Source organism: Lentzea sp. NPDC060358 (genome assembly GCF_042725365.1).
Lineage (GTDB): Bacteria > Actinomycetota > Actinomycetes > Mycobacteriales > Pseudonocardiaceae > Lentzea.
The window spans coordinates 1-7,612 of the sequence record NZ_JBHXCW010000313.1; the positions used below are offsets into that span (position 1 = coordinate 1).

A 7,612-nucleotide genomic window follows, 5' to 3' on the forward strand; every position below is an offset into this window, starting at 1 on the left:
CGGCCGTCAGGACACCCAGACCGGCCCGCCGGTCAGCACCTCCGCGATCGCGGACAGCGGGATGACCGTCCACTCCGGACGGAACCGGTGCTCGTGCCGCACCTCCAGCACCGCCCGGTCGAGCTCGACGGCGGTCAGCAGCACGTCGTCGCGCCGCAGGTCCGCCGACACCTCGGAGTACCCGTCGCAGAACGCGGTCCGGTTGCGCTCCAGCCAGCGCGCCGCCTCGGGCAGCAACGCCTCGACGTCGTCCGCCCCCACCAGCAGCTGCGCCGCCGCGTAGTGCAACGACCGCAGCACGGTCGCCACGTCGTGCGCGGCGGGACGTGGCCGGGCGCGTTCGACCGCGTCCCCGTGCGGCGAGCCCTCGAAGTCCACGAGCACCCACGCCCGCGGCGAACGCAGCACCTGGCCGAGGTGCAGGTCGCCGTGCACCCGCTGCAGCCGGATCGGGCCCGTGCCGTCCAGCACCGCGTCAAAGCGGGCACGCAGCCCCGGCTCGTACGGCGCCAGCGCCGGGACCTCGGCCACCGCCGCGTCCAGGCGGCTGTGCATGGCCGCGACGAACTCCGCCTCGTCGTCCGGTCCGGCCTCCTGGTCGCCGAGCGTGCCGCGCAGGTCGGCGTGCACGCGCGCCACGGCCCGGCCCAGGCGGTGGGCCTCGGCCGCGAAGTCGCCGCCCGCGGCGGCCGGGTCGGCGGCCGGGGAGGCGAGGAAGTCGCGGACGCTCGCGGTCGCCATCGGCCAGCCGAGCGCGCCCAGCGGCACGAACTCGTTCAGCACCGCCAGGGTCGTGCGCACCCCGTCCAGTTCGGACTCCAGCGCCCCCTGCGGTCGTGCGATGTGCGGGTCGTCGACCGAGTCGAGCGCGGTGTGCAGCACCAGTTCCGGGTTGTCGCCCGGCGTCAGCTCGCGGAAGAACTTCAGCACGTGCCGCTGCCCGTAGACGACCGAGGAGTTGCGCTGCGGGCCGGGGAACGGCCGCCCGACCGGCGCCTCGGCGTGGCGGGGTGCCAGAGCGCCGCGGAAGGTGAGACCGTCCACCTCGGACGACTCCTCGAAGTGCTCCAGCAGCACAGCGGTCAGCTCCGGGTCGTACACCGCCTCGTAGGCGTGGCGGTCGCCCGCGCGGCCGATCCCGGCGTGCACGAGGCGTTCCGGCAGCGCGTCCCGCACACCCAGCAGCAGCTGGTAGCGGCGCCCGTCGCAGGCGAGCACGACGTGCGCGAGCGAAGGGTCGCCGTCGCGCAGCACGGTCGTCCGCACGCACTCGACCGGGCCGCGGCCGCGGAACCACGGCTGGGCGTGCAGCCAGCGGTCCAGCTGCTCGGGTGCGGGGAGGACCTCGACGGGCTTGCTCGTCGTCACTTCTTGTCGCCACCTTCCACGTCGGAGGTCAGCTGGAACCAGTAGAAGCCGTGTCCCGGCAGGGTCAGCTGGTACGGCAGCTCGCCCACGGCCGGGAACCGCACGCCACCGGTGAGTTCGAGCGGCACGCTGCCGGCGTGCTCGGACAGGTCGAGCTCGACGGGCTGCGGGAAGCGCGACAGGTTGTTCACGCACAGCACCACGTCCGCGCCGAGGCGGCGGCGGTAGGCGAGCACCGTGGGGTTGGACGCGCCCAGCTCGGTGAAGTCGCCGTGCCCGAACGCGCGGTGCTGCTTGCGCACCTCGATCATCCGGCGGGTCCAGTTGAGCAGCGAGTACTGGCTGCGCGACTGGGCCTCGACGTTCAGGCCCTGGTAGCCGTACACCGGGTCCATGATCACCGGCAGGTAGATCCGGCCGGGGTCACACGACGAGAAGCCCGCGTTGCGGTCCGGGGTCCACTGCATCGGGGTGCGCACGGCGTCGCGGTCGGCGAGCCAGATGTTGTCGCCCATGCCGATCTCGTCGCCGTAGTACAGAACGGGTGAGCCCGGCAGCGACAGCAGCATGGCGGTGAACAGCTCGTGCTGGTTGCGGTCGTTCTCCAGCAGCGGCGCCAACCGGCGGCGGATGCCGATGTTCGCCTTCATCCGCGGATCTTTGGCGTACTCGGAGTACATGTAGTCACGTTCCTCGTCCGTGACCATCTCGAGCGTGAGCTCGTCGTGGTTGCGCAGGAAGATGCCCCACTGCGCGTTCTCCGGGATCGACGGCGTCTGCGCCAGGATCTCCGAGATCGGGAACCGCGACTCGCGCCGCACCGCCATGAAGATCCGCGGCATCAGCGGGAAGTGGAACGCCATGTGGCACTCGTCGCCGTCGCCGAAGTACTCGACGACGTCGGACGGCCACTGGTTGGCCTCGGCCAGCAGGACCCGGCCCGGGTACTCGTCGTCGACGACCTTGCGGCACTTGCGCAGGAAGTCGTGCGTCTCCGGCAGGTTCTCGCAGTTGGTGCCCTCGCGCTCGAACAGGTAGGGCACGGCGTCGAGGCGGAACCCGTCGATGCCGATGTCGAGCCAGAACCGCAGCACGTCGAGCATCGCGTCCTGGACGGCGGGGTTGTCGTAGTTCAGGTCGGGCTGGTGGCTGAAGAAGCGGTGCCAGAAGAACTGCCCGCGCACCGGGTCGTAGGTCCAGTTCGACGTCTCGGTGTCGACGAAGATGATCCGCGCGTCGCTGTAGGCCGCGTCGTCGTCACCCCAGACGTAGAAGTCGCCGAACGGGCCGTCGGGGTCCTCGCGGGACCGCTGGAACCACGGGTGGGCGTCGGAGGTGTGGTTGAGCACCAGGTCGGTGATGACCCGGATGCCGCGCCGGTGGGCCTCGTCCAGCAGGTGCTGGAAGTCCTCGACCGTGCCGAACTCGGGCAGCACGGCGCGGAAGTCGCTGATGTCGTAGCCGCCGTCGCGCAACGGCGACGCGTAGAACGGCGGCAGCCACAGGCAGTCGACGCCCAGCCACTGCAGGTAGTCCAGTTTGGACGCGAGCCCTCGGAGATCTCCGGTGCCGTCACCGTTCGAGTCGCTGAACGCCCGGACGAGCACCTCGTAGAAGACAGCGCCCTTGAACCAGTTCTCCTCGTGCTCCATGGCACCTCTCGCTCGCACGTCGTGGAATTGCGGCAGCGTGCGGCAGAAGTGGCGCCAAGATCAAATCGTTCACCTGACCGTGTGAAGGTCCTCCGGGGGCACGCGCCGTTCGAGGACGGATGCGATGCGCTGCACGGGGATCTCATGCCGGTCGCGGGTGAGTTCGTCCTGCACGACGTAGTGCAGCTTCTCCCCCACGCTGTGCAGCATCATCACGACGCCCCTGCGCCGCCCCTCGTCGTCGACGCTGAACTCGACGAAGTCCCCCTGCCTCGCATCCGAGCCGTAGTCGCGCAGGATCACGGTTCTACCTCCCCGTCGTCGTGGCTGTGACCAGCACTTCCCAGTGGAGGTACCACTCGGGCGGGACCACAACCGACATTCACCGGGTCAGGTGACGCCGCTCAGCCGCCCTCCGCCTGCCGCTCCCGGAAGGCGATCATGTTCATCCGGTTGCCGCACCGGACGCTGCAGAACCGCTTGAGGCCGTTGCGGGACAGGTCGACCAGCAGCCCGGCGCAGTCGTCGGCCGCGCAGACGCGCAGGCGGCCCATCTCGTCGGTGCGGATCACGTCGACGAGGGCGAGCGCGGCCTCCACGCGCAGGCGTTCGGCGAGCGGGGCGTCCGGTTCGGTGGCGTGGATGTGCCAGTCCTGCGCGTCGTGCCGGACGAGGTACGGCAGCGCCTTCGCGTCGCGGAGCATCCTGTTCACGACCTCGACGGCCTCGTCGCGGCCGAGCGTCCACACGTGCCGCAGCTGCGCCCGCGCCTGCCGCACGTCGCGCAGCTCCGCCTCGTCGTGGTCGACGCGGCCGGTGTAGTCGTAGCCGCCCAGGAACGCGCGCAGCCCCTCGACCGTGGCCAGGTCGTCCTCCCCGGTGCGCGACGCGGACGGGTCGGTGTTGCACAGGGCCACGACGAAGCCGAGCGCCTCCTCCGTGTCAGGGGCAAAACGCAAATTGACTCCTTACCGGGACCGGCCTAGCGTCAGGGGTGTGAGCCAGGTTAGACCATGACACCGCACGGCATCGGGAGGCGCGCACGCATGGGGACCCCGTCGAAGACCACCGGACTGATCGCGGCAACGATCTCGTTCATCTCGTTCGGCACCTCCGGGGCGTTCGTCAAACCGCTGCTGGAGGCGGGCTGGTCGCCGACGGCCGCCGTGACCGCCCGCGCGGCCACCGCCGGGCTGGTGCTGCTGCCGTTCGTGCTGCTCTCGCTGCGCGGCCGCTGGCACCTGCTCTGGCACGCCCGGTGGGCCGTGCTGGGCATGGGTCTCGTCGGCGTCGCGGTCACCCAGGTCCTCTACTTCGCCGCGATCGGGCGCATCCCGGTGGCGACGGCACTGCTGATCGAGTTCCTCGCGCCGCTGCTGCTGGTCGGGTTCACCTGGGCGGTCACCCGGAAGACGCCCGCGCCGGTCGTCCTGATCGGCTCGGTGCTCGCCGTCGGCGGCCTGGTGCTGGTGATCGGGCCGGGCGCGATCCAGGCCGTGGACCCGGTCGGCGTGGCCGCCGCGTTCGGCGCCGCCATCGGGTGCGCCGTGTACTTCGTGATCGCCGCGCGTCCCAACAACGGCCTGCCGCCGGTCGCGCTCGCGGGCGCGGGCCTGCTGCTGGCGGCACCCGTGCTCGCGCTCGTCGGGGCGCTCGGCCTGCTCCCGTTCACCGCCGCGTTCGGCGACCTGGTCCTGTTCGACACGCGCACGCCCTGGTGGGTGCCGCTGCTCGTGGTCGCGGTCGTCGGCACCGCGCTCGCCTACGCGTCCGGCATCACCGCCTCCGGCATCCTCGGCTCGCGGCTGGCGTCGTTCATCGGCCTGCTGGAGGTCGTGTCGGCGTCGCTGTTCGCCTGGCTGCTGCTCGGCGAGGAGCTCAGCACGCTGCAGCTCTTCGGCGGCGTGCTGATCCTCGCCGGCATCGCGTCGGTGCGGGCGGAACGGCAGAAGGCCGAACCGGTGGTGCCGGCCGCGGTCGGCTAACGGCGGCGCAGCGCCGGCTGCGCCAACGCCGGTGGCACGTACTCCACGTCCACCGGCCCCAGGTCCACACCCGGCGGCACGATCTCGTCGATCCGGTCGAGCACGTCACCGCCCAGCACGACGTCGGCCCCGGCGATCAGGTCGTCGAGCTGCTGCGGCGTGCGCGGGCCGATGACCGCCGCGGAGACGGCCGGGTGCGCCGTCACGAACCCCAGCGCGAGGTGCGGCAACGACAGCCCGGCCTCCCCGGCCAGTGCGGCGAGGGCCTCGACGGCGTCGAGCTTGCGCTCGTCGGTGAGGTGCCGCGGCGCCCAGTGCAGGCGGCCCGCCGACAGCCTCTCGGCGCTGCCGCGGCGCAGGCGGCCGGACAGCAGGCCCATCGACAGCGGACTCCACACCAGGACGCCGAGCCCGAAGCGTGCGCAGACGGGCAGGATCTCGCGTTCCACTCCCCTGTTCAGGATCGAGTAGTGCGGCTGCTCGCTGCGGAACCGGGCCAGGCCGCGGCGTTCGGCCACCCACTGCGCCTCGACGATGTCCGAGGCGGGCAGGTTCGAGTGGCCGATCGCCCGCACCTTGCCCGCCCGCACCAGGTCGGTGAGCGCGCCCAGGGTCTCCTCGACGTCGGTGCCGGGGTCGGGGTGGTGGACCTGGTAGAGGTCGAGGTGGTCGACGCCGAGCCGGCGCAGCGAGCCCTCGACGGCCGCGGTGACCCAGCGGCGGGAGCTGCCGCGCCGGTTGGGGTCCGCGCCCATCGGGCCGTTGAACTTGGTGGCGAGCACGACGTCGTCGCGGCGGCCGCGCAGGGCCTCTCCGACGATCCGCTCGGTCTCGCCGTCGCCGCCGTAGACGTCGGCGGTGTCGATCGTGGTGATCCCCTGGTCGAGCGCGCGGTGGATGATCCGCACGCACTCGTCGCGGTCGGGGTTGCCGTACGGGCCGAACATCATCGTGCCCAGCGTGAAGGCGCTGACCTGGATGCCGGTGCGGCCGAGGGGGCGGGTGTGCACGGTGTGGTCTCCCAGGACGGGCGGGGGCGCGGTCCGCACCCCCGCGTTCCGGTCGGGTCAGGAGCGGTCGGCCGCGACCTGGAGCACCCAGGTGACGCCGAACCGGTCGGCGAGCATGCCGAAGCCGGGCGAGAACTGCGACGGGCCGAACTCCTCGATCACGGCGCCGCCGTCGGCGAGCCCCTTCCAGATCGGGGCGACCTCGTCGGTGCTCGCGCCGCTCACGGACAGGAAGAACGGCTCCTCGGTGATCGTGGTGCCGTTCTCGCGGCGGGTGGCGGGCTCGCCACCGGCGATCGGCCGGTCCGCACCCGGCACGTCGTAGGCCATGACGCGGAAGCCGTTCTCGGCGACGACCTCGCCGAACACGACGTTCTGCGCGCCGGGCACCTCGGCGGGCATCCCGAAGTCGCCGTAGGTGACGACGGTGAGCCGGCCGCCGAAGACGGACCGGTAGAACTCGAGGGCGTCCCGCGCCTGGCCGTGGAAGTTCAGGTGGGCGACAGCGGTGAGCGGCATTGTGCAGGTCCTTCGTTCTCGATACCGGGCGTTCCCGGTGATGAGAGCGACTGTGTCACCAGTACCGGACAGGGAACGTCCGCTTCTCGTGCCATCCTGGAACCATGCCGATCTCGCCGTCGACGACCACCTCGGGCCGCCTGCTGTCCCTGCTGTCGCTGCTGCAGGTCCGCCGCGACTGGCCGGGCCTGCTGCTCGCCCGGCGCCTCGGCGTCAGCGAACGCACCGTGCGCCGCGACGTGGACCGGCTGCGCGAGCTCGGCTACCTGGTCCAGGCGGTGAAGGGCCCCGACGGCGGCTACCGCCTCGAAGCGGGCAGCCAGCTGCCTCCACTGCTGTTCGACGAGGACCAGGCCGTCGCGCTGGCCGTGGCGCTGAAGATCGCCGTGGGCACCGGCGCGGGCATCGAGGAGGCCGCCGCACGCGCCCTGACCACCGTCCGCCAGGTCCTGCCGGCGAAGCTGCGGCGGCGCATCGACGCGCTGGAGGTCGAGACGGCGGGCGGCGGCACGCAGGTGGACACCGACCTGCTGCTGGCGCTCAGCGCCGCCGTCCGCGCGTGCGAGGAACTGCGGTTCGACTACCGCGCGCCGGGCCGGTCCGATCCCGAGGGCCCACCGCGCCGCGTGCAGCCGCACCACCTGGTCGTGCGGGCGGGCCGCTGGTACCTGGTCGGCTGGAGCCCGGACCGCGAGGACTGGCGGACCTACCGCGCCGACCGGATGACGGTGCGCGTCCCGAACGGCCCGCGCTTCACCCCGCGCGAGGTGCCGGGCGGCGACGTGGCGGCGTTCCTGGCCGCGCGGTTCAAGGGCTCGGACACCGACGCCTGGCCGTGCCGCGGCGAGGTGGTCCTGGACCTGCCGCTCGCGGACGTGGCGGGGTTCGTCGGCCGTGACACCGCGGAGGCGGTGGGTCCTGGCCGGACCAGGCTGCTGACCGGCGCGTGGTCGTGGGCCGCGCTCGCCGCGAACCTCGCCCGGTTCGGCGCCGACGTCGAGGTGGTCTCGCCGCCGGAGCTGCGGGAGGCGTTCGCCGAGCTGTCGCACCGCGCGGCGCGGGCCGCGCGACGCTGAGG

General features: G+C 72.4%; 8 protein-coding genes. 2 read left to right on the top strand and 6 right to left on the bottom strand.

Going from position 1 to position 7,612, the window contains the following annotated elements; genetic code table 11:
- Positions 1-6: 6 nt before the first annotated feature.
- The 4 genes from ACFWGZ_RS37365 to ACFWGZ_RS37380 form a co-directional block, all read right to left on the bottom strand.
- Entirely contained in the window at positions 7-1,368 is a 1,362-nt protein-coding gene (locus ACFWGZ_RS37365; RefSeq protein ID WP_382456316.1) for an aminoglycoside phosphotransferase, read from the bottom strand.
- On the bottom strand, positions 1,365-3,020 hold the full coding sequence (gene treS / locus ACFWGZ_RS37370; RefSeq protein WP_382456317.1) for a maltose alpha-D-glucosyltransferase: 1,656 nt from the start codon (positions 3,018-3,020) through the stop codon (positions 1,365-1,367). Before treS ends, ACFWGZ_RS37365 begins: the two co-directional genes overlap by 4 nt.
- 69 nt (positions 3,021-3,089) lie before the next feature.
- Positions 3,090-3,323 (bottom strand): hypothetical protein, encoded by a 234-nt coding sequence (locus ACFWGZ_RS37375; protein ID WP_382456318.1) that lies wholly within the window; start codon positions 3,321-3,323, stop codon positions 3,090-3,092.
- Between the two features lie 101 nt (positions 3,324-3,424).
- A complete protein-coding gene (locus tag ACFWGZ_RS37380) occupies positions 3,425-3,979 on the bottom strand; it encodes a CGNR zinc finger domain-containing protein (protein WP_382456319.1) in 555 nt (184 codons plus the stop codon).
- Positions 3,980-4,066: 87 nt separating this feature from the next.
- On the opposite strand from ACFWGZ_RS37380, the gene ACFWGZ_RS37385 reads away from it, so the two are divergent.
- A complete protein-coding gene (locus ACFWGZ_RS37385; RefSeq protein WP_382456320.1) occupies positions 4,067-5,005 on the top strand; it encodes a DMT family transporter in 939 nt (312 codons plus the stop codon).
- On the opposite strand, the gene ACFWGZ_RS37390 is transcribed toward ACFWGZ_RS37385, so the two are convergent.
- Both ACFWGZ_RS37390 and ACFWGZ_RS37395 read right to left on the bottom strand, forming a co-directional pair.
- A complete protein-coding gene (locus ACFWGZ_RS37390) occupies positions 5,002-6,015 on the bottom strand; it encodes an aldo/keto reductase (protein ID WP_382456321.1) in 1,014 nt (337 codons plus the stop codon). The genes ACFWGZ_RS37385 and ACFWGZ_RS37390 overlap by 4 nt on opposite strands.
- Positions 6,016-6,072: 57 nt before the next feature.
- Positions 6,073-6,534 (bottom strand): VOC family protein, encoded by a 462-nt coding sequence (locus ACFWGZ_RS37395; RefSeq protein ID WP_382456322.1) that lies wholly within the window; start codon positions 6,532-6,534, stop codon positions 6,073-6,075.
- Positions 6,535-6,638: 104 nt separating this feature from the next.
- Here ACFWGZ_RS37395 and ACFWGZ_RS37400 point away from each other — a divergent pair, with 104 nt between their 5' ends.
- Complete coding sequence (locus tag ACFWGZ_RS37400) at positions 6,639-7,610, top strand: helix-turn-helix transcriptional regulator (RefSeq protein ID WP_382456323.1); 972 nt, start codon at positions 6,639-6,641, stop codon at positions 7,608-7,610.
- The last annotated feature ends 2 nt before the right edge of the window (positions 7,611-7,612 follow it).

Excerpts from the sequence above, each read along its gene's own strand:
- treS (WP_382456317.1), bottom strand. The coding sequence starts at position 3,020 with ATGGAGCACGAGGAGAACTGGTTCAAGGGCGCTGTCTTCTACGAGGTG.
- ACFWGZ_RS37385 (WP_382456320.1), top strand. The coding sequence starts at position 4,067 with ATGGGGACCCCGTCGAAGACCACCGGACTGATCGCGGCAACGATCTCG.
- ACFWGZ_RS37395 (WP_382456322.1), bottom strand. The coding sequence starts at position 6,534 with ATGCCGCTCACCGCTGTCGCCCACCTGAACTTCCACGGCCAGGCGCGG.
- ACFWGZ_RS37400 (WP_382456323.1), top strand. The coding sequence starts at position 6,639 with ATGCCGATCTCGCCGTCGACGACCACCTCGGGCCGCCTGCTGTCCCTG.